Here is a 23,363-nt window from a genome sequence, read left to right as displayed (position 1 = left end):
TCGGCGCCGTTGCGGCGTCAATCCAAACTACCTGGGGTAGCTGCCATGAAGGCCAAAGTCCGCTTTCTGCTTGCCATCGTCGTGCTCGGTCTGCTGATGACCGGGCCTTTCGTCGTGACTTCCATCCTGGTCTGGGCCGGCATGGAGGAGAGCGAGCGCAACATGCTGCTCGAACTGCTGATGTCGCGCCTGCCGATCGGCACGATGATGACCATCTTCGGTTTCGGCATCGGCGTCGCCGTGCTGCACAAACTGTTCAAGCAATACGTCGAAGGCCTGCTCGGCATGGCCGAACAGTTGCGCTTGATGCTCGGTGCTAACCGCAATTTCCGGGTCAAGCTCAACGGGCCGCCGGAAGTCCAGCAACTGGCCCAGGCCGCCAACGATCTGGCGGCGCAGCGCGACATGCTGATGGACGATGTCGATGCGCGCATCGCCCAGGCCAACGCCTCGGTCGAGGAAGAGAAGAACCGGCTGGCCGCCCTCATGTCGGAACTGGCTCAGGCCGTGGTCGTGTGCAACCTCGACGGTCGCATCCTGCTCTACAACAACCGCGCCCGCCTGCAGTTCAAGGCCTTGTCGCAAGGACCGACGACGGTGGCCGGCGGTGCCCTGATCGGTCTCGGTCGGTCGATTTTCTCCATCCTGGAAAAGAACCAGGTCGAGCATTCGCAGGAAATCATCCGGCAGCGACTGGCCAACGGCAAATCGGCGCTGGCCAATTTCGTCACCACCACGCGCGGTGGCCAGTTGCTGCGCGTGCAGATGGTCCCCGTCCTTGCGGGTGCGCCGGGCGAGGGCGAGCCGCAGATGACCGGCTACGTGCTGACCGTGGACAACATCACCCGGACGCTCGAGGAAGAGGCGCGCCGCGACCATGCGCTGCATGCGCTGACCGAGGGCAGCCGGGCGGCACTGGGCAGCATCCGGGCGGCGGTGGCCAACCTGATCGACTACCCGGAAATGGACCCCGAGTTGCGCGAGCGCTTCGTCAAGGTGGTCGACGACGAGGCGTCGCGGATGAGCCAGCGTCTCGACGAAACCATGCACGAATTCTCCGATTCGATGAAGACGCGCTGGCCGCTGGAAGATGTGCTGGCCATGGATGTGATCAGCGCGGCCCAGCGCCGCATCGAGGACAAGCTCAAGCTGCCGACCAAGGTCGAGGATGTCGACGGGACGCTGTGGATCAAGGCCGACAGCTTCTCGCTGGTCTTCGCGCTGCTCTTCGTCGCCGAGCGCCTGCTCGATCACTACCAGATCCGCGACCTGCGCTTCCGTACCTCGAGCGAAGGCAAGCTGGCTTATCTGGACATCATCTGGGTCGGCCAGGCGATTTCCTCAGAGACTTTCTACACCTGGGAAATGGAAACCATGCACGCGCTCGGCGAAACCTCGTCGCTGTCCTTGCGCGACGTGGTCGACCGGCACGGCGGCGAAATCTGGTACCAGCGCGAGAAGGCGGCACACCGTGCCTTCTTCCGATTTGTGTTGCCGATGGCGACCCCCGAACAAGAGATGCTTGATGAGCATCGGCGCAGCACCGGGCGTCCGGAGTATTACGACTTCGACCTGTTCAAGTTCGAGGACAAGTCGATCGACCTCGATCGCAAACTGTCGGAACTGACCTATACCGTCTTCGACACCGAGACCACCGGCCTGGAACCGTCCAAGGGCGATGAAATCATCCAGATCGGCGCCGCGCGCATCGTCAACAACCGCCTGCTCAAGCAGGAAATCTTCAATCAGATCGTCGATCCCGAACGACCGCTGAAGCCGGAGTCGATTCCGATTCACGGCATCACCGAGGACATGGTGCGCGGCCAGCCGAACATCGACATCGTCCTGCCGGGTTTCCATGCCTTCTGCGAGGAAACCGTGCTGATCGCGCACAACGCCGCCTTTGACATGCGCTTCCTGCAACTCAAGGAAGAGCGCACCGGCCTGCGCTTCACCCAGCCGGTGCTCGATACGCTGCTGCTGTCGGCGGTGGCTCATCCCAACCAGGAGTCGCACCGGCTGGATGCCGTGCTCGAGCGTCTCGGCATCGACATCGATACCCGGCACAACGCGCTCGACGATGCGGTGGCGACCGGCGAGGTTTTCCTGAAACTGCTGCCGCTGCTTGAAGAGAAGGGCATCGTCACCGTCAGGCAGGCGCTGGAAGCGTCCGAGAAAACCTATTTCGCGCGCATCAAGTACTGATATGGAAGAACTGCTGCCGGGATTGCCGACCGCCGAACTCGCCGCCCTGGGCAGCGAGCTGGCGACGGTCGACGATCTCGGCAGCCTGGCCGGGCTGGCCGCCCGGCAGCGTGCCTTGCTGGCGCAGACGGTGGCGCTGGGCTGGTCAGGCGAGGCGGCGTGCACGCTGATTTCGGGACTCAACGACCGCCTGACCCGGCGGGTGCTGACCCTGGTTGCCCGCCGCCATCGGCTGCCACCGGTGGACTGGTGCTGGCTGGCGATGGGGTCCGAAGGCCGTGACGAACAGACGCTGGTCAGCGATCAGGACAACGGCCTGGTTTTTTCCGCCTGCGACGCCGGCGAGGCCCAGGCCTTGCGCGAACTGTTCCTGCCTTTTGCCCGCGAGGCCAACGAACAACTGGCGGCCTGCGGTTTCAGCCTGTGCCCCGGCAACATCATGGCCGGCAATCCGCAGTGGTGCCTGTCGGTCGATGAGTGGCGCGAACGCTTCATCGAGTGGGTGCGTTGCCCCGACCCGGTGGCGCTGCTCAACGCAACGATCTTTTTCGACCTGCGCCCGCTGCACGGCAAGCTCGAACTGGGGCAAGGGCTGCGCACGCTGATCGGTCATCTGACCAGCGACACCCCGGCCTTTCTTCACCTGATGTCGATCAATGCCCTGCAGGTGCATCCGCCGCTGGGGTTCCTCGGCGATGTGGCGGTCGACGATGCGGAAGCCGTCGATCTGAAGAAGTTCGGTAGCCGCATCTTTGTCGATGTCGCCCGCATCCTGGCGCTGGCCGCGGCTACGCCGTCGGTCAACAGCTTTGCCCGTCTGCGCGAGGCGGGGGCGGCTGCCGGCATGCAGCCGGGTGAAGTCGCCGCCGCCCAGGCTGCGCTCTCGCATCTGTTGCGTCTGCGTCTCGAACAGCAGGCAGCCGCGGGTGCCGAGACGCCGGTTTTTCGTCCGGCCGAACTGCACGAAATCGACCGCGTCATCCTCAAGGAATCCCTGCACCAGGCACGGCGCCTGCAGCAGCGACTCAAGCTAAACTATTCACTCTAAACGTCAATCAGGAAAGGTTTGTCGTGAGCACAGAAAAAGAAAATACCGGGAGCAGTGCTGTGGATGTCGGCCAGGTGGAGGCGATGTTGCGGCAGGAGGGGCAACGGCGGGCCGCCGGCAACACGCAGGCTTTTCTGGCCCGGCACGCACCGTTCAACAAGATGGCGCCGGCGGCGCTGCAGTTGTTCGCGGAAAAGGCGCACATCGCCTTCTATCCGGCAGGGAGCCTGATCGTCGGTCCGGATTCGGGCAATGTCCGTTTCTTCTACCTGATCGAGTCGGGCAAGGTGCAGGCGCGCCAGGCCGGCGAAGTCACCGTGACCGAGTATTCCATCCTCAGTCTCGGGGCCGGTGAATCCTTTCCGATCGGCGCGGTCACCGCCGGCCGGCCGTCGACCAACATCTACACAGCGGTCGAGGACACCTTCTGCTACCACCTGCCGGCGGAAGACTACCTGACGCTGATGTCGACCAGCCCGGAATTCAACCTGTTCTGCACCCAGTACATCGCCAGCCTGCTCGACCAGTCGCGCCGGCAGTTGCAGGCGCAGTTCGCCCAGAAGGCCAGCGAGCAGCAGACGCTGAATTCGCCGCTGTCCGGCATCGGCGCCCGCAATCCGACCTCGGTCCTGCCGGAAACGCCGCTGCGCGCGGCGCTGGAATCGATGTCGCAGCTGGGCATCGGCTCGATGGTGGTGGCCGATGCGGAGAAGAAGCCGGTCGGCATCTTCACCCGCAGCGACCTGCTCGACCGGGTCGTGCTTGCGGATCTGCCGCTGAACTCGCCGATCAGCCAGGCGATGTCGGCGTCGCCCTTCACCCTGAACGAACACGCGACCGCCTACGATGCAATGCTGGCGATGGCCACGCACGGCATCCGCCACGTCCTGGTCACTGACCATGCCGGTTGCCTGAGTGGCGTCGTTTCCGAGCGCGACCTGTTCGCGCTGCAGCGCGTCGGCCTGCGCCAGATCCGCCAGGCCATCGAGTCGGCACCCGATGTCGAGGCGCTCAAGGCCTCGGCCGCCGATGTGCGTCAGTTGTCGTTCAACATGCTGGCCCAGGGCATCGGCGCCGAGCAACTGACGCAGTTCATTTCGGCGCTCAACGACGCGCTGACCCGGCGCGTCATCCAGCTCAACCTGGAAAACCACGATTTCTCCGGCATCGACTGGTGCTGGCTGGCCTTCGGTTCGGAAGGCCGCGACGAGCAGACCTTCAGCACCGACCAGGATAACGGCGTTGTCTATTCCGTGCCCGAGGGTGAGGACAAGGAGGCGCTCAAACAGCGTTTCCTGGCCTTCGCGCTGGATACCAACAAGGACCTGGACAAGGTCGGTTTCCCGCTGTGCAAGGGCAACATCATGGCCAGCAATCCGCAGTGGTGCCTGACGCTGGACGAATGGCGCGCCCAGTTCAGCAAGTGGATCCGCACGCCGGAGCCGGTGGCCCTGCTCAATGCGACCATCTTCTTCGATTTCCGGCCGCTGTACGGCAAGAGCGAATTGTCCGACAGCATGCGTCGCCACCTCTTGTCGCAAGCGTCGGCAACGCCGATCTTCCTGCAGGCGATGGCGCGCAACGCGCTCGAAGTTGGCCCGCCGCTGGGCAAGATCCGCGATTTCGCGACCGATCTCGAACCCGATCATCCGGGCAAGATCGACCTCAAGAAATACGGCTCGCGCATCTTCGTCGACGTTGCACGTATCTACGCCCTGGCGGCCGGTGTGCATGGCACCAACACCATCCAGCGACTCAAGTTGTCGGCGCAGAAGATGAACATCAAGGGCGAGGAAATCAACGCCGTGCTCGACGGCCTCAACTTCATCCAGTTGCTGCGCCTGCAGCATCAGTATCTCGAAGGCGAGCCGGGGCGTCAGGGTGACAACCTGATCGATCCGGAAAAACTCAATGAACTGGATCGCCGCATCCTCAAGGAATCCTTCCGCCAGGCGCGCAAGATCCAGTCCCGTCTGAAGCTCGACTACCAGGTGAACCACTGATCATGTTCGGCATCAAGAAATTCCTGTTCGGCGACGGGCTGAACGAAAACCTCCCGCCCGATGTGAAATCTGCCGTATCGGCCTGGCTGGTGCAGGAAGCCGCCGGGCTGGAGTCGTCGCATTTCCTGACCCGCTATGTCGTCGTCGACATCGCCAGCGACGGCATGAATCCGGATAGCGACCGCCTGACCGGCATCGCGGCAACGGTGGTGCACCAGGGCATTGTTTCTCCTGAGCAGAGTATCTACGTTGATCTGACGACGGCTGACGAAACGGGGCAGGCCCGACAGCTGGCGGCCTTCCTCAACTTCATCGGCAAGTCGCCGCTGGTTTCCTACCATGTCGCGTTTGTCAGCGCCTTTCTCGAGAACCTGCTCAAGAAGCGCCTCGGCATTGCCTTTGCCGCCCGCTGGGTGGACCTGGCCTGGTTGCTGCCGGCGATGTTCGGCGAGAAAAGCCACAAGCCGATGCCGCTCGACGACTGGTTGGTCGCCTTCGGCCTCGATGTCGGCGAGGGGCGACGCAGTCCGAGCGAGAACAACATGATACTGGCCCGCCTGCTGCAGATGCTGGTGGTCCGGGCGCACGCCAAGGGTGTCGACAGCGTCGAAGCCCTGATCGAGGAATCGAAGGCCAGCAGCCACCTGCGGCGTACCCGCTGACCGGCATGCTTTCTTCCCTGACCCGCCTGCAGCGTTACTACCTGTACTACACGGGTATTTTCCTGCTGTTCGTGGTTCTGCTGGCGGCGCTCGAGCGTGCCGGCATGCCGGCACGCTGGGTCGGCTATGCTTTCCTGGTGTTCACCGTGTCGATGTACGCGACCATCGGTGTCTTCAGTCGGACCACCGACGTGTCCGAGTACTACGTCGCCGGCCGGCGGGTTCCGGCATTCTTCAACGGCATGGCGACCGGTGCCGACTGGATGAGTGCGGCTTCCTTCATGGGGCTGGCCGGTACGCTTTACCTGCAGGGTTTTCAGGGGCTGGCCTACGTGATCGGCTGGACCGGTGGTTTTGTACTGGTCGCCCTGTTGCTGGCACCTTACCTGCGCCGTTTCGGGCAATACACGATTCCCGATTTCCTCAGCGCCCGCTACGGTGGCAACACCATCCGCCTGATCGCCGTGTTCGCGGCGATCCTCGCGTCCTTCGTCTATGTCGTTGCGCAGATCTACGGGGTCGGCGTCATCACCAGTCGTTTCGTCAGCCTGCAGTTCGAGGTCGGTGTTTTTGTCGGCCTCGCCGGCATTCTGGTCTGCTCGTTTCTCGGCGGCATGCGGGCGGTCACCTGGACGCAAGTGGCGCAATATTTGATCCTGATCGTCGCCTACATCACGCCAGTTGCCATCCTGTCCTACAACGTGACCGGCGTTCCCGTGCCGCAGATGGTCTATGGTCAGGTGCTGTCGGAAGTCAGCAAGCTCGAGGAAAAACTGTTCGATTCGCCGACCGAACTGGAGGTCCGCGATCGTTATCGCGAGCGCGCCGACCAGTACGCCCAGAAGATCATGCAATTGCCGCATTCGCTGACTCAGGAGCGGGAACGCCTGTCGATCCAGATCAACGAACTCAAGTCGTCCGATGTGCAGATGCGCGAGATTGTCCTGCTCGAGCGTCAGCGGCGCGAATTGCCGCAGGATCCGGCGCAGGCCCGTGAGCGTTGGGAAAAGGAAATGTACGAGGCACTGGCGCGAAGCAAGCCGCCCCTGCGCCATGCCGAGCCCTTTCCCGGGGATTCCGAGGCGGAACGCAACGCTCAGCGGATCAACTTCCTGGCGCTTATTTTTTGCCTGACCATCGGTACGGCGGCCTTGCCGCATGTCCTGATGCGCTACTACACGACGCCGACCGTGGCCCAGGCGCGCCAGTCAGTATTCTGGTCGCTGTTGTTCATCATCATCCTGTACGTCACTGCGCCGGCCTACGCGGTTTTTGCCAAGTTCGAAGTGTTGTCCAACCTGGCCGGTATCCCGATTGCCAAACTACCGGGGTGGGTGGCGGCCTGGGCCAAGGTCGGGCTGGTATCGATCGAGGATATCAACGGCGACGGCATCATGCAGTTTGCCGAATTGTCGCTGAACCCGGACGTGATCGTGCTGGCGACGCCGGAAATCGCCGGCATGCCCTATGTCGTTTCTGGTCTGGTCGCGGCAGGGGCGCTGGCCGCCGCGCTGTCGACGGCCGACGGTCTGTTGCTGACGATCACCAGCGCGCTGTCGCACGATGTCTATTACCGGGTCTTCCGGCCGCAATCGTCGACCCAATTCCGTCTGGTCATCGCCAAGTCGCTGCTGCTGGTCGTAGCCGTGCTGGCAGCTACAGTGGCGGCGCAAAAACCGGGGACCATCCTGTCGATGGTGGCCTGGGCTTTCTCGATTGCCGGTTCGGCTTTTTTCCCGGCGCTGGTGCTCGGTATTTTCTGGGCACGGGCAACGCGCGCCGGCGCCATCGCCGGCATGCTGGTCGGCCTGTCGCTGACTGTCTATTACATCCTGCGCCTGGAGTTCGGTGGCTATTCCTGGCTGGGCTTTTCAGATGGCCCGCTCAATCCCTGGTTCCATCTGCAATCGACCTCGGCCGGCGTTTTCGGCATTCTCGCTGGATTCGTGACCAATATTGCGGTCAGCCTGATGACCCGGCCATCGCCACAGGCCGCCGAGTTCCTTGAACGCATCCGGCGCCCGGGAGGGCGTGAGGAGAGTCCATGAGCGCGCCTTCCTCGTACTGGCGCAAGACCAGCCGGTTGACCGCCTGGTTGCTGCTGATCTGGGTGGTGCTGACTTTCGGCGTCACCTGGTTTGCCCGGGAATTGAACGAGTATTCGTTTTTCGGTTTTCCCTTTGGCTTCTATTTTGCCGCCCAGGGCATCCTGCTTTGCTATCTCGGGATCATCGTCCATTACAGCCGGCGCATGCGCGATCTCGATGCCGAGCACGCCTCCGAAATCGACCCGGAATAGGGCATGCTGCTGTTCCTGATCGGCGCCCTGAGGGCCATCGTTGAAATGCTCGGCCTGGCCTTGCTTGGTCTGGCTGCCATGAGCGTGCTGGCCGGCAGCCGGCGCCACGACAATGTGATCTACCGCCTGTTCGAGCTGGTGACCCGGGCGCCGCGCCGACTGGTCGCCACCTGCCTGCCCGCGTCGACACCGCCCGTAGTCAGCGGCGTGCTGTGCTTCGTCGTGCTGTTCGTGATCTGGATGGGCCTGGCCTTGTGGCGCCTGACCCTGGCCTGAGTCAGGCCGGCAGTTGCTGGCGCAACTGATCCAGCGCAGCGACCAGTTGATGGGCGGTTTCATTGAGTTCGGGTAACAGCAGGTCGGCCGAGTCGCCGAGTCCGTTCTGGCTCAACTCGACAATTTCATTGGCCAGATCGTGGAAGCGCACGTGAGTTTCGGTCAATGTCGTCGAAACGCCGGGCTGGTTGGCGAGCAGCTTGTCCAGCATGCAGCCGCGATGCTCCGATAGCGGCATGTCGGCATAGTTGCCGCCAGCAAAGGCATTGAGAAACTGGCGACGCCACGTGTTGTGCAGGCGAATGGCTTCATCGATGTCGATGCGCTTCATGAGTGCTTATCCCCGGTGTGAAATGGCCGCTGTCGGCGGTTCTGTTCTGCCAAGCCGCCATTATGCCGCAGGCGCCGCCCGACGCCACGACTCCGGGGAAAAAGCCTTTAGCGGCGATTCAGCTGGACATGGCTGCTGCGCCGCCAGCACGCCGGCCGGCTCAGTCCGGACAGGTCGGGACCGCGCTGGCCGAAAATGGCATGGGCAATTGCCAGCTTTCTTTGTTCTTCTTCGGAAATGCCGGCGATCAGGTCGAACCATTTCTGCAGTTGTTTCATGACGAATCTCCTTGAACTTCTACTGTATGAATAATCAGTGGTTGCAAGATTATCCAATGACTGGTGTTTTGTACAGTGATTTATTCTGGGCTCGTCACGTTCCGTTTTGCCGGCACATGGCGCAGGAGTATAATTAAACACTTATATTATTGCCTGGAGAGCATCATGCTCGATCTGCTGGCCAAACTTTCGAAAAACCTGATCCTGGCGATCCCGGCCGCGATGCTGCTCGGTTTTGCCGCCGGCCTGCTGGCACCGAGCGCCTGGATGAAATCGCTGATCGTCCCGCTGACCTTCCTGATGGTCTACCCGATGATGGTCAGCCTGAAACTCGCCAAGGTGCTGGAAGGCGGCGACGGCAAGGCGCAATGGCTGGCTCAGGCAATCAACTTCGCAATCATTCCCTTCATCGCCTACGCCATTGGCCGCGTTTTCTTCCCCGAGCAACCGTACTACGCCATCGGCCTGCTGCTGGCGGCGCTGCTGCCGACCTCGGGCATGACCATTTCCTGGACCGGCTTTGCCGGCGGCAACCTCGGCGCCGCCGTCAAGATGACCGTGCTCGGCCTGATCCTCGGTTCGCTGGCGACGCCCTTCTACGTGCAGTGGCTGATGGGCGCAACGGTACCGGTCGACCTCGTCGCTGTCTTCCTGCAGATCGTCTTCATCGTCTTCCTGCCGATGCTCGCCGGCCACGTCACCCAGTCGCGACTGATCGCCAAGCACGGCCAGAAAGCCTTCCAGAGCGACTGGGCGCCGCGCTTCCCGCCGTTTTCGACGCTCGGTGTGCTCGGCATCGTCTTCGTCGCCATGGCCCTCAAGGCCGAACAACTGGTCGCCCGTCCCGGCGAACTGCTGCAGTTGCTGCCGCCGCTGCTCGCGCTCTACGCGATCAACTACCTGCTCAGCAGCATCGTCGCTCGCAGTCTTTTGCCGCGCGGCGACGCCATCGCCCTGGTGTACGGCACGGTCATGCGCAACCTGTCGATCGCCCTGGCCCTCGCCATGAACGCCTTCGGCCCCGCCGGCTCCGACGCCGCGCTGGTGATCACGCTGGCCTACATCATCCAGGTACAGTCGGCGGCCTGGTATGTGAAGCTGACGGATCGCTTGTTCGGGAAGCGGGTGGGGTGATCGGCAAAAAAATGCCCGGCACGGAGCCGGGCGAAGGCGTGAAGGCGGAGGTGGGGTGCCTAGACGTTTCTCAGGGCCAGCGTCCAGGCTTCCATGGCCTGGTTGGCGGGTTGCATCGGGGCTTCCATGAAGCTGATGACGAATTTGTCGCCGACGTCGGCGATGCCGATTGAGCGCGGGCGGACGGCGAGGACCTGCGGGTTGGGGATGGCGAAGCCGAAGCAGAAGACGATGTCCACGGCGGCGATCAGGCCGGGCATGATCTCGCCGCCGATCTTGGTGGTGTGGGCGAGGTGGTCGAAGACGGCGATGAATTGCACTTTCGGGTTTTCGGCGATCTTGGCCTTGAAGTAATCGACCAGCGCCGGGACGGACTGGAAGCTGGTTTCGTGCTTGCCGATCTCGGCGACGAAGACCGGGTACTTGTCGTTGAACAGGCTGTGTTTCATCGGGCTTTCTCCCGGTTGATCAAAGGATTTCTGGCGGCATCGATACAACGTCGCAGCAAGTTTGCGATAGGCAGGCGCGGGATGGGCCGGTGCAGGCTTAAGCGCGGCAGCGGAGACGTGTCAGTGCGCATGCGAATGTCCCTCATGGTCGTGGCAGGCAAAGACGAGACTGCGTGTCAGCAGGCAGCCGGCGAGGAAGTCGGCGATTGCCCGGTCCGGGTCTTCTTCGCAAGCGAGCAGCGGTTGTACGCCGAGGTCAAGCAGTCGGCGGAACAGCTTGCCGCCCATGCCGGCCGTGATCAGCACGTTGATTCCGGATAGTGCGCCGGGCAGGCCGCTGTGGCTGGCGTGAAAACTCTGTTCCATCGGTAGTTCGACCAGCCGCTTGCCGGCGATCTGCTTGTCTTCGATGTCGTAGAGCCAGAAGTTGCGGCATTTGCCAGCGTGTTCGGTGATCGTCCGGCGGTTCTGGCTGGTGATGGCGATTTGCATGATGTTCCTCAGAAATTGATCAGCGGGCGGCCGATGGCGTCGAGGCGGACCAGCGCCAGGAGCAGGGCGGCGACGCTGGCGCCGGCCGAGAACAGCCAGCGCGGCAGCCAGTGCAGCGGGACGAAGCCGACGCCGCGGACGAAGCCGGCGCTCATTGACCAGAACAGCAGCATCGCCGCCGGATGGTCGGCATGGCCGGCGGCGTCGGTGGCGATGCCGGGCAGCACGGTCATGACAACTAGGATGAGCAGGGCGATGCCCAGCGGCAGCGCGGCGATGCCGGCTTTGGCCGGCGGCTCGGGCAGCGCGTCAGCGGCCATTGCGTTCTTCCTCGAAGTCGCCCCAGAGCGTGTTGAGGATGGCGAGCAGCACGGCGAAGCCGATGCCGAGTACCCAGGCGAAATACCACATGATGTTTTCCTTTCAGGTCTTGTCGAATTCGTCGCTGCCGATGATCAGGCGGGTATCCGTCAGATACTGGTGCGGCGGGATTTCCAGGTTGGTTGGGGCCGGTTTGTTCTTGAACACGCGGCCGGCGAAGTCGAAGGTCGAGCCGTGGCACGGGCAGAGAAAGCCGCCTGGCCAGTCGGCGCCGAGCGCCGGGTCGCCGGGGGTGAAGGCGTTCGACGGCGAGCAGCCGAGGTGGGTGCAGATGCCGACGGCGACCAGCATTTCCGGCACCGGCGAGCGGGTTTCGTTGGCCGCGTAGGCGGGCTGCTGCGAGGTGACGGCCGAAGCCGGGTCGGCCAGCATCGGTTCGGCCTTTTTCAGCGCGGAGAGCATTTCCGGCGTGCGGTTGAGGATCCACACCGGCTTGCCGCGCCATTCGACGACCATCATCTCGCCCGGCGCCAGCTTGCCGATGTCGACCTCGACCGGCGCACCGGCGGCGAGCGCGCGTTCGGACGGCATCAGGCTGCTGACGAAGGGCACGATGGCAGTCAGCGCCAGCGCGCCGCCGGCACCGGCCGTGGCCATGATCCACTGGCGGCGGGCCGGGCTGTCGCAGACGGTGAAGGACTCACCGGAACACAGGCATTCGGACATGGCGTTCTCCCTTAGTAGGCGGCGTGGTCGTTCTCACGGATGTAGGCGGCGGTGACCTTGCCGGCCATCACCTTGTAGGCCCAGCCGGTGTAGGCAATGATGATTGGCATGAAGATCAGCGTCGCCCAGAGCATGATGTTCAGCGTCAGGTGGCTGGAGACGCTGTCGTAGACGGTGAGGCCGGAGCGCAGATCGGTCGACGAGGGCATCACGAAGGGGAACAGCGAGGCGCCGGCGGTGCCGATGACGCCGACGATGGCCAGCGACGAGGCGACGAAGGCAGCCAGCGTGGCGCGGTTGACCGCCAGCAGCATGGCCGCCAGCGTGCCGGCGTAAGCCAGAGCCGGCAGCACCATGGTCAGCGGGGCTTTATCGTAATTGGCCAGCCACGCGCCGGGTTGGCGGATGACTTCCTTGTCGAGCGGATTGGGTAAGGCGCCGGCATCGACCGCCGAAACGATGGCGTAGCCGTCGATGCCCTGCCACAGCCAGACACCGGCAGCCGAGAAGCCGAGCAGCAGCAGGCTGCCGAAGACCAGCATGGCCGTCTGCGTGCGCCGCTGGACGGCGCCTTCGGTGCGGTGCATCAGGTAGATCGCGCCGTGGAAGGTGATCATTGCCGTCGACACCACGCCGCAGAGCAGGGCGAAGGGGTTGAGCAGACCCCAGAAGCTGCCGGTGTAGTAGGGCATCAGGTTGTCGGCGAAATGGAAGGGCACGCCCTGGAACAGGTTGCCGAAAGCGACGCCGAAGATCAGCGGCGGCACGGCGCCGCCGACGAACAGGCCCCAGTCCCAGGTCTGGCGCCAGGTCGGGTTGTTGATCTTGCTCCGGTAGTCGAAGCCGACCGGGCGGAAGAACAGCGCCCAGAGCACGGCCAGCATCGCCCAGTAGAAGCCGGAGAAGGCGGTGGCGTAGACCAGCGGCCAGGCGGCGAAGATGGCGCCGCCGCCGGTGATGAACCAGACCTGGTTGCCGTCCCAGTGCGGGCCGACGGTGTTGATGACGATGCGCCGTTCGACGTCGTCCTTGCCGACGAAGGGCAGCAGCGTACCGACGCCCATGTCGTGGCCGTCCATGATGGCGAAACCGACCAGCAGGACGCCGACCAGTAGCCACCAGATGAGTTTCAGCGTGGGGTAATCGAAAAGCATGGTTGTTCCTCAGGCGTGAGCGTATTCATTGTCGTAGCGGCCGGTACCCAGGCTGCCCGGACCCTGCTTGGCGAAGCGCACCATCAGGTACATTTCGACCGCCAGCAGCAGTGTGTAGAAGCCGATGAAGCCGGCGAGCGAGCCATACAGGCTGCCGACCGACAGCGTCGACACCGACATGTGAGTCGGCAGCACGCCGTAGATGGTCCAGGGCTGGCGGCCGTATTCGGCGACGAACCAGCCGAGCTCGCAGGACAGCCAGGGCACCGGCAGCATCCACAGCGAGGCGCGCAGCAGCCACGGCTTGTCGGCGAAATTGCCCTTGATCGAGTACCACAGGGCGGCGCCGAACAGCGCCAGCATCAGGAAGCCGAAGGCAACCATCAGGCGGAAGGTCCAGAACAGCGGGGCAACGCGCGGGATGGTGTCGGCTACGGCTTTGTCGATGATTTCCGGGGTGACGTCGCGCATGTCGACAACGTATTTCTTCAGTAGCAGGCCGAAGCCGAGATCAGCCTTGTGCTGCTCGAATTCTTCCCTGAGCGCGGCGTCGTTCGGGGTCTTGCGCAAGGCTTCAAGGGTGACGACGGCCTCCATGCCGGACAGGATGCGTTCGCGGTTCTTCTCGCGGATTTCCTTGATGCCGGGAATCTGCTGGTCGAGCGAGCGGGTGCCGATGATGCCCATGACCCAGGGAATCTCGATGGCAAAGTCGTTCTTCATTTCGGCTTCGTTGGGAATCGCGATCAGGTTGAAGCCGGCCGGTGCCGGTTCGGTCTCCCACATCGCTTCCATCGCGGCGAGCTTGGTCTGCTGCGCTTCGCCGACGGTGTAGCCGGATTCGTCGCCGAGCACGATGACCGAGCAGATCGAGGCGAAGCCGAAGGCGGCGGCGATGCGGAAGCTCTTCTTGGCGAACTCGACGTCGCGCCCGCGCAGCAGGTAGAAGGCCGAGATAGAGAGGACGAACATGGCGCCGGTGACGTAGCCGGCCGAGACGGTATGGACGAACTTGGCCTGGGCGTCCGGGTTGAACAACACGGCCCAGAAATCGACCATCTCCATGCGCATGGTCACGTAGCTGAATTCGGCGCCGACCGGATTCTGCATCCAGCCATTGGCAATCAGGATCCACAGCGCCGACAGGTTGGTGCCGACCGCCATGAGGATGGTCACCAGCAGATGCTGCTTGCGCGACAGACGGTCCCAGCCGAAGAAGAACAGGCCGATGAAGGTCGATTCGAGGAAGAAGGCCATCAGGCCTTCGATGGCCAGCGGCGCGCCGAAGATGTCGCCGACGTAGTGCGAGTAGTAGGCCCAGTTGGTGCCGAACTGGAACTCCATGGTGATGCCGGTGGTCACGCCGAGCGCGAAATTGATGCCGAACAGCTTGCCCCAGAAGCGGGTCATGTCCTTGTAGATGGTCTTGCCGGTCATCACGTAGGCGGATTCCATGATCACCAGGATCCAGGTCATGCCGATGGTCAATGGCACGAACAGGAAGTGGTACATCGCGGTGATCGCGAACTGTAGCCGGGACAGGTCGACAAGCTCTTCACTGAGCATGGGTTTCTCCTTGCGGGGCGGTGGTGAAATGACGGGCGGCCGTCGTGTCGTCGACGGCGACCCGGACGTCGCGGATGAACAGCCACCAGATCGCCGTCAGGACGATCAGCTTGGCGATGACGAGAAGGATCAGTTCGCGTCTGAGTCGGCGGTCGCGTCGGTCCATGGCGGGCTCCGGTGGTTGAATAACAGTCTTTGCTTATCAAGAGCCGTGCCAGCCCGAGCGGGGCTGAAAATTCGCCGCAAGTCATTGATTTGAAAACCTGCGGCGTTTCGTCGCAGGGGGATTTTCTGGGCTTTTTCTGCCAGTTATGGCAGAGTGTGGCAGTGATCAATGGCAGTGATTGGCGGAGAAATGGCAGATAACAACGGTAGCCCCCAGCTCAGCGAACTGGTTTCCTTCCTGCAGACCTTGCCCGAGCCGCACATCCTGTGCGACCGCAACTACCGGATCATTGCTGCCAACGACGCTTATCGCGCCAACTGGCTGGATCAGCAGGAAGTCGTCGGGCGCAAGTGCTACGAGGTTTCGCACCGCTACGATGTGCCTTGCGACCAGGCCGGCGAGTTCTGTCCGCTGCAGCGCAGCTTGCGATCCGGCCAGCGCGAGCGCGTGCTGCACCTGCACCACACGCCGCAGGGCGAGAGCTTCGAGAACATCGAGCTGTCGCCGATCCGCGATGCCAGCGGCGAGATCGTCTATTACATCGAGAAGCTTGAACCGCTGCCCGGCGCTCGCAGCCAGGCCCATGCGCAGGGCTTGATCGGCCGTTCGCCGGCCTTCGTGCGGATGATGGAAATGGTTGCCCGCGTCGCGCCCTCCGACGCCGCCGTGCTCCTGCAGGGTGAATCGGGCACCGGCAAGGAACTGGTCGCCGGCGCCATCCACCGGATCAGCAAGCGCGCCGACCAGCCCTTTGTTGCGGTCGACTGCTCGGGCTTGCCGGAAACACTGTTCGAAAGCGAGTTGTTCGGCCACGAGCGCGGCGCCTTCACCGGCGCCACCGTACGCAAGACCGGGCTGGTCGAGGCGGCGGCCGGCGGCACGCTGTTCCTCGACGAGGTCGGCGATATTCCGCTGTCGATCCAGGTCAAGCTGCTGCGCCTGCTCGAAACCGGCACTTACCGTCGGGTCGGCTCGCCGGAACTGCGCAAGGCCGAGGTCCGCATCGTTTCGGCGACGCACCGGCCGCTGGCCGAGATGGTCGAGACCGGCAGCTTTCGCCAGGATCTGTTCTACCGCCTGAACATCTTCCCGATCTTCCTGCCGCCCCTGCGCGAGCGCGGCGACGACGTGCTGCTGCTGGCCGAGGCGCTGCTCGCCCGGGTTGCCGCCGGCCGGCCGCTGGGCATTTCTGCCGACGCCAGGGCATGGCTGTCGGCTTATGCCTATCCCGGCAATGTGCGCGAATTGCGCAACCTGCTCGAACGCGCCTGCCTGCTGTGCGACGGTGACGAAATCCGTCCCGAGCATCTGCCTGTGGGCATGCAGGCGGGTAGGCCGGACCTTGTCCCGAGCCATCTTGCCGGCGCGACGGCCTCCCGGCCTGCGTTACCGGCCGAGGTCGATCTGCCGGCGGTGCTGCGCAGTTTCCGGGGCAGCCGCAAGGCGCTGGCGGCGCATCTGGGTTGGTCGGAGCGCACCCTGTACCGGCGCCTGAAGGCACTTGGCCTGAAATAGCCAATAGGTATCCAGTGGATTGTTTCAATCAATTGGATAAATAGAGGCGGCCTCCCTAATATGGCCCCTGACCGATTTGCCAGACCAACTGATTCAGGGAGAACACCATGCTCGACAGCACCATCAAGGAACAACTCAAGGCTTACCTGCAGCGCCTGCAAGGCCCGATCGAACTGGTCGCCGCGCTGGGCGAAGACGACAAGTCGCAGGAAATGCGCGCGCTGCTCAACGACATCCTCGATTGCTCGCCGCAGGTCAGCCTGCGCGAGGAAGCGCACGCCCGCATTCCCTCGTTCGGCGTCACCGTGCCGGGGCAGACGCCGCGCATCCGCTTTGCCGGTCTGCCGATGGGCCACGAATTCACCTCGCTGGTCCTGGCTCTCCTGCAGGTCAGCGGCTATCCGCCCAAGGTCGAGCAGGCGGTCATCGATCAGGTCAAGAACCTGAGCGACCGGCTCGATTTCGAGACCTACATTTCCCTGTCCTGCCACAACTGCCCGGACGTCGTTCAGGCGATCAACCTGATGGCTGCGCTCAACCCGAACATCAGCAGCACGATGATCGACGGCGCGCTGTTCCAGGGCGAAGTCGAGGCCCGCCAGATCATGGCCGTGCCGACGACCTACCTGAACGGCGAGGAATTCGGTGCCGGGCGCATGCTGATCGAGGAAATCCTGGCCAAGGTCGATACCGGCGCCGCCGCCCGCGCCGCCGAAGAACTGGCCGCCAAGGCAGCCTTCGACGTGCTCGTCGTCGGTGGTGGTCCGGCTGGTTCGGCCGCGGCCATCTACGCCGCCCGCAAGGGCATCCGCACCGGCGTGCTGGCCGAGCGTTTCGGCGGCCAGGTGATGGATACGCTGGGCATCGAAAACTTCATCTCGGTCAAGGAAACCGAAGGACCGAAGCTGGTCGCCGCGCTGGAGCAGCACGTCAAGGCCTACGAGGTCGACGTGATGAACCTGCAGCGCGCCGCCAAGCTGATCCCGGCGGCCGAAGAAGGCGGTCTGGTCGAAGTGCAACTGGAGAATGGCGCGTCGCTCAAGTCGAAGTCGGTGATCCTGGCCACCGGCGCCCGCTGGCGCGAGATGAACGTGCCCGGCGAGAAGGAATACAAAGCCAAGGGCGTCTGCTTCTGCCCGCACTGCGACGGCCCGCTGTTCAAGGGCAAGCGTGTAGCGGTGATCGGCGGCGGCAATTCCGGCGTTGAAGCGGCGATTGACCTGGCCGGCATCGTCGGTCATGTGACCCTGCTCGAATTCGGCGACGCGCTGCGCGCCGACGCCGTATTGCAGAAGAAGCTGTACAGCCTGGCCAACGTCACCGTGATCAAGTCGGCGCAGACCACCGAAGTCACCGGCGACGGCCAGAAGGTCAACGGGCTGGTGTACAAGGATCGCGTCAGCGGTGAGGAAAAACGCGTCGAACTCGAAGGCATCTTCGTCCAGATCGGCCTGTTGCCGAATACTGACTGGCTGAAGGAAACGGTCGAGTTGTCGAAGTTCGGCGAGATCGTCATCGACGCCAAGGGTCACACCTCGGTCCCCGGCGTGTTTGCTGCCGGCGACTGCACGACGGTGCCGTACAAGCAGATCATCATCGCCATGGGTGCCGGCGCAACGGCTTCGCTCAGCGCGTTTGATCACTTGATCCGCAGTTGATCGATTACACCGCTCCAAACCATTCTTACCCCGTCATTGCTTCGGCGATGTCGGGGTTTTTCGATTTCTACTTGCTGAAGGATCATTGATGAAAACCAAATCCCTGCTTCCCCTGTTGTTGTTTGCCTGTGCGCTGACGGTTCACGCTCAGGCAAACAGTCTGCGTGCCGGCGATACTCTGCCGACGCTGGTGCTGAAGGATCAGCATGACAAACCGGCGATCGTTCCCGCCGATCTGCGCCAGGTCATCTTTGCCGCCGACAATGGCGGGGCGGGGCTGGTCACCGGCTGGCTGGATGCGCAGCCGAAAGACTGGTTGCAGCAGACGAAGCGGATCTACCTGGCCGATATCCACAAAATGCCGGGCCTGATCACGCGCATGTTCGCCTTGCCGAAATTGCGCGAGAAGCCTTACCAGATCGTTCTCGGCCGTGAGGAAGCCGACCTGACCATGCTGCCGCGCAAGAAGGATTGCGTGACCCTGTTGCCGGTTAACGCCGGCAAGATCGGGGAGGCTGCATTCGTTTGCGATGCGTCGGCCCTGCAGGCAGCGCTCAAATAAAAAAAGGCGGGGAATTCCCCGCCCAAACACGCAAGGTAAATCGATTCGCTTAGTGCTTCTTGTGGTGCTCGTCGACCTCTTCCCAGCCGGTGATCATCGCCTTGATGTGGGCGAAGACGGTGTGGCCGGTGGTGGTCAGGTAGACGTGGATGAAGAAGAAGGCGGTGATCATGAAGGCGCCCAGCGTATGGGCGACGGCGACCCATTCCAGGTTCAGGTATTGGGCGATGCCCAGTTCCTGCCAGTTGCCGTAGAACAGGTAAAGCAGGCCGGAAACCCAGATCAGCGGCGAGATGAAGGCGAGCAGGGCGAGGTAGGCCAGGCGCTGCAGGGGATTGTGCTTTTGCACCACGGTCTTGCGGAAGGGGTGCGGTGCGTCGCGGAAGATGCCGATCAGGTAGTAATTGACCATCGCCAGCACGTTCTTCAGTGACGGAAGATACTGCTTCCATTCGCCGGTGGTGAATTGCCAGAAGATGGTGAAGGCCCACAAGGTCAGCAGGCTCCAGGCGGCCAGGGTGTGGAAATGCACGGCCTGCTCGAAGCCGAGCAGCGCGTAGCTGCCGTGGACTTCGAAACCGGTGATCATCATGGTGATGATGAGCAGGGCTTGCGACCAATGCCAGAAGCGCTCATAGCGCTTGTAGATGTAGATGCGTTCGGCGCTCATTGTTCATTCTCCTTGCGACGACGGGTGATGATGCGGACCAGGCCGTGGATCAGGCCACCGCCGATGGCGCCGACGATGGCCAGACCACCGAGCAGGTCGACCCAGGGGTTGCGGTCACGACCGGGCAGGTAGATGTCGGTGATCGCCGCCAGCCGGCCGGTTTCGCCACGGGTATGGCATTCGGCGCAGGGCACGGCTTTTTCCTTGGGCGCGACCATGTGGGTGGTGAACCAGTTCATCCGCGTTTCGATGAAATCGAACTTGCCGCTGTAGGGCAGCCCGGCGGTTTCCATGCCCGACTGGATCGCCTTGGCGTAGTCGTAGTTTTTCCAGAACGCCGTATCGTCGTCGCCGTACACGTGGTTGACCACCAGCGTGTTGTTGACCGGGTCGTAGGCCTGCTTGCCGCGCATGACCTTGAACGGCCAGATACGGGCGTTTTCGTCGCTGGCCGAACCCTGGATGCGGTTCAGTTCGAGGACGCCGTCGGCGTCGATGTACTTGTCCAGCTTGTCGACAATGGAAACCTGTTCGACGGTGCCGTTGTACCACTTGTACTCGGGCCGGACATTCTCGCCATATTCGAAGTCTCCCTTGGCGGCCGAGTACTTCAGGTGACCGTGATCGTCCTTGATGAACAGCGGCTTGCCGTCAGCCCCCATCTTGCCGGCCGTGGACCAGTCCCAGAGCATCTTGGTGGCGACGCCGCCACGGGCGAATTCCGGGATGTGGCAGGTCTGGCAGGCGACCTTGTTGGCGTGGTTGTTGATCTTGGCCTGCTTGTGCGGTGCCTGGCTGTGACAGGATTCGCAGGTGGCACGGTTGTGATCGTCCTTGGGCAGGTCGAAGCCGTGCTGGTCCTTGGGGTTGACTGCGTAACGGCTGCCCGATGGCTGGTGCGCGTTGAAGGTGTGGCAGTCGGAACAGACCATGTTGGCGCCGTCCTTGGCCATATGCACGTCGAGTTCGCGCGACGGATTCTTCAACGAGGTGTCGAGGTCGCCGTGCTTGACTGCATCACCGCCGCCGCCATTGAAATGGCAGTTGCCGCAGTTGCTGCGACCGGGCTTGCCGACATGTTGCGCGATCTTGGTCAGGTCGGGAGCCTTGAACTGTTTCTTGCCCGGCGGCCCTTCCATCGGCTCGAATTCACGGTCTTCGTACAGCGGGTGGCCAGCATCGGTGCTGAATTTGCGATAGCCGCCGGTGGTGTCGTGGCAGGCCAGGCAGTCGACATTTTCCTGTTGCGTGAAGTCGTAATTCTTGTCGGTCCAGCCGTAGCCGGCATGGCAACTGGTGCACCGTGCTTCGTTGGAAAGCGGCGAGCCACAGAAATTGTTGGCCGCCCATTTCTTGCCGAGCGTCTTGCCGGTGGTCTTGCTGGTGGCTTCCCAGGTCCAGTGAATGCTCTTCATGACCTGATGAGAGGCCAGATTATGGCAACTGAGGCAGGCCTTGGTGACTTCCGGGCCGGTCTTGAACGGGCCTTTGAGGGCTTCGAGCTGGCTGTGGTCGGTGGTCGATCCGGATGGTGCTTTGGCGGCAGCGGCCTGGGCTGGCGATACGGGGATGTCGGCGGCTTGCGCAAAGCTTGCGCAAAGCGACAGCAAGATACCCGCGATCAAGGACACATGAGGCTTCATGTGGTCTCCAAGTTTCTGATTTTCGCGAGAGTCCGACCTCCCCAAGTCGGAACTTCCCGCCATCGCAGGCTTACAAGGGCGCGATTATAAGAAGATTCTGATGTTGCGCAAGTGATCAGGATCAAATTCTTGCGTAATTGTTGCAAGACGCGCCGACGAACCGGGGCGCGCCAACGTGCTAGAATCCCGCCCGTGCCAATTCCATCCGAGGGTAGAACAATGGGTGTTGTCGATACCGGCTATGTGTCTGATCACACGCGCTGGATGAACGAAATGCTGGAAAAGAATCCGCAGTGGGTCGAAGACCAGAAGGCCGGTCGGGCGCTGTGGTGGGACAAGAAGCAGGAAACCGAGTCGACCGCGCGCAATGCCGAGTCGAAGGTCGCGCAGAAGCCTTATCCCTACGACGTCAATTTCTTCGGCGAATAAACCCGCCGGGTTTTTGCCCGAGCCGAGAGTCCAGATCAGGACTCATGACAAGGAATCCTTCGGGGTTCCTTTTGTTTTTTCAGCGTTTTCCTTCATGAAGCCGGGCAATGGCGTCGTTGCCGTTGCCTCCTGTTTATCGTGGCTTTGGGCGAATTGCCGGATGCGCTCGATGCGTTCCTCATGGCCGGGATGGGTGCTGAAGATGGCCAGCGGTTCGCCGCTGGTCTGCTGGCGGGCGATGTGCTCGAAGAAGGCGGCCGCGTCGCCGACGTGGCCGTAGGTGCGCAGCATGGCCTGCAATGCGTCGGCGTCGGCCTGTTCTTCCTGGCTGCGGCTGAACGACAGGATGGGCAGCATGCCGACGCCGGTCAGCCATTGCTGCATGGCGCCGTCGCCGATGCCAGCCAGGCTGGAGAGCGCGAAGATCACGGCAAAACCCCGGCCCATGGCGACGATTGGGTGGCGGTGGCGGATATGGGCGATTTCGTGGGCCATGACCATGGCCAGCGCATTCTCGCTGGGCAGGGTGTCGATCAGCCCCTGGAAAACGACGATGTGGCCGCCCAGCGTGGCCAGGGCATTGACCGTGTTCGACGCCGAGTAATGCACGGTCAGCGTCATTTCCGGCGGCAGGTCCATGGCCGCGCCCAGGCGGTCGGCCAGTTGCTGGAGGTATTGCTGGCGCTCGCGGTGCACCGGCTGCGCCGGGGTTTCCGGTAGCCAGCGGCCTAGGCTGCCGGCCAGGGCGCGCTCTTGCTCAAACGGAACGTGGCGGGCCAGTTGCCCGGCGAGCAGTGACAGGGCCAGTACGGCCACCAGGATCAGCGCGCTGATGCCGCCGACCAGCAGCGCGAAATCCTTGAGCGGATGCGTCGTGCTGACGTTGATGCCTTCCGGAATCTGCGGGTTTTCGTACTCGGCCATGACTCAGCGGCGCTGGCGGACGGCAGTGCTGTAGGCGACGACTTCAACGGCGCCGACAGCGTTTTGCGCCCCCTTGTAGATCGATGCGGTTTCCAGGCGCAGGTTCCAGACGGCAGTGGCACCTTTGCGCCGGGCGGCGTCCTTCATGCGCAGGATGGCTTCGCGGCGGGCGCGTTCGAGCAGCGATTCGTAGGAACTGACGCGGCCGCCGACGAGGTTGCGTAGGCCGGCGACGAAGCGCTTGAAGAAGTCGACCGAGATGACGACATTGCCGCTGACCAGGATGCCTTCGAGCTGGTCCTCGTCGGGGATGCGGCGTTCGGAGAAGACCAGGATGTCGCGCAGGGTCTGCTCGCGTTCGATGATGGATTTGAAATGCCGCTTTTCGGCGCGCTGTCCGAAGACATAGCCGAGCAGCAACAAGACCAGGAATAGGATCAGATCGTACATGGCGTCATTCCACGACGACAGCGGTGCCGTAGGCGAACAGTTCGGCAGCGCCGGCGGCAACCGACGAGGTCGAGAAACGGACATTGACCACGGCGTTGGCGCCGATGGCCCGGGCCTGCTCGATCATCCGCTCGGTGGCTTCCTCGCGCGATTCGGTGAGCAGTTCGGTATAGCCCTTGAGTTCGCCGCCGAAGATGTTTTTCAGGCCTGCCATGATGTCGCGGCCGGCGTGTTTGGAACGGACGGTGTTGCCGCTGACCAGCCCGAGATGCTTGACGATCTGCTTGCCGGGGACGGTTTCGATATTGGTGACGATCATTGCGGTATTTCCTGAACGGTTGATTGGGCCGGCTTTTCCGGGTGGGTGTACCATAGCGCTTTTGTTGCATTGCGGGAATACGG

The 23,363-nt window shown here is 62.8% G+C and carries 27 protein-coding genes; 12 read left to right on the top strand and 15 right to left on the bottom strand.

Annotation, left to right across the window (positions count from 1 at the left end):
• Positions 1 to 45 precede the first annotated feature (45 nt).
• The 7 genes from AADV58_RS12380 (at position 46) to AADV58_RS12350 (ending at position 8,493) form a co-directional block, all read left to right on the top strand.
• The gene (locus tag AADV58_RS12380) at positions 46 to 2,205 is read left to right on the top strand and encodes a 3'-5' exonuclease (RefSeq protein ID WP_281983655.1); all 2,160 of its coding nucleotides are present in this window, start codon (positions 46 to 48) and stop codon (positions 2,203 to 2,205) included.
• 1 nt (position 2,206) lies between these two features.
• Positions 2,207 to 3,253 carry a DUF294 nucleotidyltransferase-like domain-containing protein gene (locus AADV58_RS12375; RefSeq protein ID WP_341743332.1) on the top strand — a complete coding sequence of 349 codons (1,047 nt, stop codon included), beginning with the start codon at positions 2,207 to 2,209 and terminating at the stop codon, positions 3,251 to 3,253.
• An 83-nt stretch (positions 3,254 to 3,336) separates the two neighbouring features.
• Complete coding sequence (locus AADV58_RS12370; RefSeq protein ID WP_341744552.1) at positions 3,337 to 5,256, top strand: DUF294 nucleotidyltransferase-like domain-containing protein; 1,920 nt, start codon at positions 3,337 to 3,339, stop codon at positions 5,254 to 5,256.
• A gap of 2 nt (positions 5,257 to 5,258) precedes the next feature.
• Complete coding sequence (locus AADV58_RS12365) at positions 5,259 to 5,918, top strand: hypothetical protein (protein ID WP_341743331.1); 660 nt, start codon at positions 5,259 to 5,261, stop codon at positions 5,916 to 5,918.
• 5 nt (positions 5,919 to 5,923) lie between these two features.
• The gene (locus AADV58_RS12360; protein ID WP_341743330.1) at positions 5,924 to 7,966 is read left to right on the top strand and encodes a sodium:solute symporter family protein; all 2,043 of its coding nucleotides are present in this window, start codon (positions 5,924 to 5,926) and stop codon (positions 7,964 to 7,966) included.
• A complete protein-coding gene (locus AADV58_RS12355; protein WP_028995407.1) occupies positions 7,963 to 8,217 on the top strand; it encodes a DUF4212 domain-containing protein in 255 nt (84 codons plus the stop codon). Before AADV58_RS12360 ends, AADV58_RS12355 begins: the two co-directional genes overlap by 4 nt.
• A 3-nt stretch (positions 8,218 to 8,220) precedes the next feature.
• The gene (locus AADV58_RS12350; protein ID WP_028995408.1) at positions 8,221 to 8,493 is read left to right on the top strand and encodes a hypothetical protein; all 273 of its coding nucleotides are present in this window, start codon (positions 8,221 to 8,223) and stop codon (positions 8,491 to 8,493) included.
• 1 nt (position 8,494) lies between these two features.
• On the opposite strand, the gene AADV58_RS12345 is transcribed toward AADV58_RS12350, so the two are convergent.
• Complete coding sequence (locus tag AADV58_RS12345; protein WP_028995409.1) at positions 8,495 to 8,824, bottom strand: CZB domain-containing protein; 330 nt, start codon at positions 8,822 to 8,824, stop codon at positions 8,495 to 8,497.
• A gap of 107 nt (positions 8,825 to 8,931) precedes the next feature.
• Entirely contained in the window at positions 8,932 to 9,102 is a 171-nt protein-coding gene (locus tag AADV58_RS12340) for a hypothetical protein (protein WP_169720497.1), read from the bottom strand.
• Positions 9,103 to 9,267: 165 nt separating this feature from the next.
• Here AADV58_RS12340 and AADV58_RS12335 point away from each other — a divergent pair, with 165 nt between their 5' ends.
• The gene (locus AADV58_RS12335) at positions 9,268 to 10,236 is read left to right on the top strand and encodes an arsenic resistance protein (RefSeq protein WP_028995410.1); all 969 of its coding nucleotides are present in this window, start codon (positions 9,268 to 9,270) and stop codon (positions 10,234 to 10,236) included.
• Positions 10,237 to 10,295: 59 nt separating this feature from the next.
• On the opposite strand, the gene AADV58_RS12330 is transcribed toward AADV58_RS12335, so the two are convergent.
• From AADV58_RS12330 to cydP, 8 genes are all read right to left on the bottom strand, one after another.
• Positions 10,296 to 10,685: a DUF6858 family protein gene (locus AADV58_RS12330; RefSeq protein WP_028995411.1), complete on the bottom strand. Its 390-nt coding sequence runs from the start codon at positions 10,683 to 10,685 to the stop codon at positions 10,296 to 10,298.
• 120 nt (positions 10,686 to 10,805) lie between these two features.
• Positions 10,806 to 11,177, bottom strand: a complete 372-nt coding sequence (locus AADV58_RS12325) for a NifB/NifX family molybdenum-iron cluster-binding protein (RefSeq protein ID WP_341743329.1) — start codon at positions 11,175 to 11,177, stop codon at positions 10,806 to 10,808.
• An 8-nt stretch (positions 11,178 to 11,185) separates the two neighbouring features.
• Entirely contained in the window at positions 11,186 to 11,497 is a 312-nt protein-coding gene (locus tag AADV58_RS12320; RefSeq protein ID WP_341743328.1) for a cyd operon YbgE family protein, read from the bottom strand.
• Positions 11,487 to 11,588, bottom strand: coding sequence for a cytochrome bd-I oxidase subunit CydX (cydX, locus tag AADV58_RS12315; RefSeq protein WP_028995413.1), 102 nt, complete (start codon positions 11,586 to 11,588; stop codon positions 11,487 to 11,489). The genes AADV58_RS12320 and cydX overlap by 11 nt, the downstream gene beginning before the upstream one ends.
• Positions 11,589 to 11,600: 12 nt before the next feature.
• Positions 11,601 to 12,224, bottom strand: a complete 624-nt coding sequence (gene petA, locus AADV58_RS12310) for a ubiquinol-cytochrome c reductase iron-sulfur subunit (RefSeq protein WP_341743327.1) — start codon at positions 12,222 to 12,224, stop codon at positions 11,601 to 11,603.
• Positions 12,225 to 12,235: 11 nt separating this feature from the next.
• Entirely contained in the window at positions 12,236 to 13,378 is a 1,143-nt protein-coding gene (cydB, locus tag AADV58_RS12305; RefSeq protein WP_341743326.1) for a cytochrome d ubiquinol oxidase subunit II, read from the bottom strand.
• A 9-nt stretch (positions 13,379 to 13,387) separates the two neighbouring features.
• The gene (locus AADV58_RS12300; protein WP_028995416.1) at positions 13,388 to 14,944 is read right to left on the bottom strand and encodes a cytochrome ubiquinol oxidase subunit I; all 1,557 of its coding nucleotides are present in this window, start codon (positions 14,942 to 14,944) and stop codon (positions 13,388 to 13,390) included.
• Positions 14,934 to 15,110, bottom strand: coding sequence for a cytochrome oxidase putative small subunit CydP (cydP, locus tag AADV58_RS12295; protein ID WP_169720498.1), 177 nt, complete (start codon positions 15,108 to 15,110; stop codon positions 14,934 to 14,936). The genes AADV58_RS12300 and cydP overlap by 11 nt, the downstream gene beginning before the upstream one ends.
• Before the next feature lie 189 nt (positions 15,111 to 15,299).
• On the opposite strand from cydP, the gene AADV58_RS12290 reads away from it, so the two are divergent.
• The 3 genes from AADV58_RS12290 (at position 15,300) to AADV58_RS12280 (ending at position 18,845) form a co-directional block, all read left to right on the top strand.
• Positions 15,300 to 16,625 (top strand): sigma-54-dependent Fis family transcriptional regulator, encoded by a 1,326-nt coding sequence (locus tag AADV58_RS12290; RefSeq protein WP_341743325.1) that lies wholly within the window; start codon positions 15,300 to 15,302, stop codon positions 16,623 to 16,625.
• Between the two features lie 107 nt (positions 16,626 to 16,732).
• Entirely contained in the window at positions 16,733 to 18,283 is a 1,551-nt protein-coding gene (gene ahpF / locus AADV58_RS12285; RefSeq protein ID WP_028995418.1) for an alkyl hydroperoxide reductase subunit F, read from the top strand.
• Positions 18,284 to 18,371: 88 nt separating this feature from the next.
• Positions 18,372 to 18,845 carry a hypothetical protein gene (locus AADV58_RS12280; RefSeq protein WP_028995419.1) on the top strand — a complete coding sequence of 158 codons (474 nt, stop codon included), beginning with the start codon at positions 18,372 to 18,374 and terminating at the stop codon, positions 18,843 to 18,845.
• A 49-nt stretch (positions 18,846 to 18,894) separates the two neighbouring features.
• Here AADV58_RS12280 and AADV58_RS12275 read toward each other — a convergent pair whose 3' ends face one another.
• Positions 18,895 to 19,515 carry a cytochrome b/b6 domain-containing protein gene (locus AADV58_RS12275; RefSeq protein ID WP_028995420.1) on the bottom strand — a complete coding sequence of 207 codons (621 nt, stop codon included), beginning with the start codon at positions 19,513 to 19,515 and terminating at the stop codon, positions 18,895 to 18,897.
• On the bottom strand, positions 19,512 to 21,158 hold the full coding sequence (locus AADV58_RS12270) for a tetrathionate reductase family octaheme c-type cytochrome (RefSeq protein ID WP_043421535.1): 1,647 nt from the start codon (positions 21,156 to 21,158) through the stop codon (positions 19,512 to 19,514). The genes AADV58_RS12275 and AADV58_RS12270 overlap by 4 nt, the downstream gene beginning before the upstream one ends.
• Positions 21,159 to 21,377: 219 nt before the next feature.
• Here AADV58_RS12270 and AADV58_RS12265 point away from each other — a divergent pair, with 219 nt between their 5' ends.
• Positions 21,378 to 21,587, top strand: coding sequence for a DUF3460 family protein (locus AADV58_RS12265; protein WP_028995421.1), 210 nt, complete (start codon positions 21,378 to 21,380; stop codon positions 21,585 to 21,587).
• Positions 21,588 to 21,629: 42 nt separating this feature from the next.
• On the opposite strand, the gene AADV58_RS12260 is transcribed toward AADV58_RS12265, so the two are convergent.
• The 3 genes from AADV58_RS12260 to AADV58_RS12250 are packed head-to-tail and all read right to left on the bottom strand — an operon-like array spanning position 21,630 to position 23,280.
• Positions 21,630 to 22,511, bottom strand: a complete 882-nt coding sequence (locus tag AADV58_RS12260; protein ID WP_028995422.1) for a M48 family metallopeptidase — start codon at positions 22,509 to 22,511, stop codon at positions 21,630 to 21,632.
• 3 nt (positions 22,512 to 22,514) lie between these two features.
• Positions 22,515 to 22,961: a YbjQ family protein gene (locus AADV58_RS12255; protein ID WP_341743324.1), complete on the bottom strand. Its 447-nt coding sequence runs from the start codon at positions 22,959 to 22,961 to the stop codon at positions 22,515 to 22,517.
• A gap of 4 nt (positions 22,962 to 22,965) precedes the next feature.
• Positions 22,966 to 23,280, bottom strand: coding sequence for a YbjQ family protein (locus AADV58_RS12250; RefSeq protein WP_028995424.1), 315 nt, complete (start codon positions 23,278 to 23,280; stop codon positions 22,966 to 22,968).
• Between the last annotated feature and the right edge of the window lie 83 nt (positions 23,281 to 23,363).

It is taken from the genome of Azonexus hydrophilus (assembly GCF_038368255.1).
Lineage (GTDB): Bacteria > Pseudomonadota > Gammaproteobacteria > Burkholderiales > Rhodocyclaceae > Azonexus > Azonexus hydrophilus.
The sequence above is the reverse complement of the archived record's forward strand: the minus strand, read 5'-3'. Positions and strand labels throughout refer to the sequence as shown.

Coding starts and splice junctions, on each gene's coding strand:
- cydX (WP_028995413.1), bottom strand. CDS start 11,588: ATGTGGTATTTCGCCTGGGTACTCGGCATCGGCTTCGCCGTGCTGCTC.
- AADV58_RS12345 (WP_028995409.1), bottom strand. CDS start 8,824: ATGAAGCGCATCGACATCGATGAAGCCATTCGCCTGCACAACACGTGG.
- AADV58_RS12280 (WP_028995419.1), top strand. CDS start 18,372: ATGAAAACCAAATCCCTGCTTCCCCTGTTGTTGTTTGCCTGTGCGCTG.
- AADV58_RS12370 (WP_341744552.1), top strand. CDS start 3,337: ATGTTGCGGCAGGAGGGGCAACGGCGGGCCGCCGGCAACACGCAGGCT.
- AADV58_RS12360 (WP_341743330.1), top strand. CDS start 5,924: ATGCTTTCTTCCCTGACCCGCCTGCAGCGTTACTACCTGTACTACACG.
- AADV58_RS12330 (WP_028995411.1), bottom strand. CDS start 10,685: ATGAAACACAGCCTGTTCAACGACAAGTACCCGGTCTTCGTCGCCGAG.
- AADV58_RS12260 (WP_028995422.1), bottom strand. CDS start 22,511: ATGGCCGAGTACGAAAACCCGCAGATTCCGGAAGGCATCAACGTCAGC.
- cydP (WP_169720498.1), bottom strand. CDS start 15,110: ATGGACCGACGCGACCGCCGACTCAGACGCGAACTGATCCTTCTCGTC.
- AADV58_RS12340 (WP_169720497.1), bottom strand. CDS start 9,102: ATGAAACAACTGCAGAAATGGTTCGACCTGATCGCCGGCATTTCCGAA.
- AADV58_RS12300 (WP_028995416.1), bottom strand. CDS start 14,944: ATGCTCAGTGAAGAGCTTGTCGACCTGTCCCGGCTACAGTTCGCGATC.
- AADV58_RS12270 (WP_043421535.1), bottom strand. CDS start 21,158: ATGAAGCCTCATGTGTCCTTGATCGCGGGTATCTTGCTGTCGCTTTGC.
- AADV58_RS12325 (WP_341743329.1), bottom strand. CDS start 11,177: ATGCAAATCGCCATCACCAGCCAGAACCGCCGGACGATCACCGAACAC.
- AADV58_RS12355 (WP_028995407.1), top strand. CDS start 7,963: ATGAGCGCGCCTTCCTCGTACTGGCGCAAGACCAGCCGGTTGACCGCC.
- AADV58_RS12290 (WP_341743325.1), top strand. CDS start 15,300: ATGGCAGATAACAACGGTAGCCCCCAGCTCAGCGAACTGGTTTCCTTC.
- AADV58_RS12255 (WP_341743324.1), bottom strand. CDS start 22,961: ATGTACGATCTGATCCTATTCCTGGTCTTGTTGCTGCTCGGCTATGTC.
- AADV58_RS12350 (WP_028995408.1), top strand. CDS start 8,221: ATGCTGCTGTTCCTGATCGGCGCCCTGAGGGCCATCGTTGAAATGCTC.
- AADV58_RS12375 (WP_341743332.1), top strand. CDS start 2,207: ATGGAAGAACTGCTGCCGGGATTGCCGACCGCCGAACTCGCCGCCCTG.
- AADV58_RS12275 (WP_028995420.1), bottom strand. CDS start 19,515: ATGAGCGCCGAACGCATCTACATCTACAAGCGCTATGAGCGCTTCTGG.
- AADV58_RS12250 (WP_028995424.1), bottom strand. CDS start 23,280: ATGATCGTCACCAATATCGAAACCGTCCCCGGCAAGCAGATCGTCAAG.
- ahpF (WP_028995418.1), top strand. CDS start 16,733: ATGCTCGACAGCACCATCAAGGAACAACTCAAGGCTTACCTGCAGCGC.
- petA (WP_341743327.1), bottom strand. CDS start 12,224: ATGTCCGAATGCCTGTGTTCCGGTGAGTCCTTCACCGTCTGCGACAGC.
- cydB (WP_341743326.1), bottom strand. CDS start 13,378: ATGCTTTTCGATTACCCCACGCTGAAACTCATCTGGTGGCTACTGGTC.
- AADV58_RS12265 (WP_028995421.1), top strand. CDS start 21,378: ATGGGTGTTGTCGATACCGGCTATGTGTCTGATCACACGCGCTGGATG.
- AADV58_RS12335 (WP_028995410.1), top strand. CDS start 9,268: ATGCTCGATCTGCTGGCCAAACTTTCGAAAAACCTGATCCTGGCGATC.
- AADV58_RS12380 (WP_281983655.1), top strand. CDS start 46: ATGAAGGCCAAAGTCCGCTTTCTGCTTGCCATCGTCGTGCTCGGTCTG.
- AADV58_RS12320 (WP_341743328.1), bottom strand. CDS start 11,497: ATGGCCGCTGACGCGCTGCCCGAGCCGCCGGCCAAAGCCGGCATCGCC.
- AADV58_RS12365 (WP_341743331.1), top strand. CDS start 5,259: ATGTTCGGCATCAAGAAATTCCTGTTCGGCGACGGGCTGAACGAAAAC.